At 74.1% G+C, this 201-nt stretch carries 1 pseudogene; it reads left to right on the forward strand.

The features are described 5' to 3' along the window. Nucleotides 1–201 (forward strand): annotated as a pseudogene (locus ASE20_RS24930) (hypothetical protein); the annotation flags it as partial.

The raw sequence follows: 201 nt of genomic DNA on the forward strand, positions 1-201 counted from the left end.
GACGGCGGCGTGACCGACGGCGCCGAGATCGACAACGGCACCAACGCGGTCGACGACCCGACCGACGACCTGCCGTCCACCGACGCCGACGGCGACGGCCTGACGAACGCCGAGGAGGCCGGGCACGGCACCGACCCGGACGACGCCGACAGCGACGACGACGGGCTCACCGACGGCGCCGAGGTCAACACCCACCACACC

It is taken from the genome of Nocardioides sp. Root240 (assembly GCF_001428825.1).
Lineage (GTDB): Bacteria > Actinomycetota > Actinomycetes > Propionibacteriales > Nocardioidaceae > Nocardioides.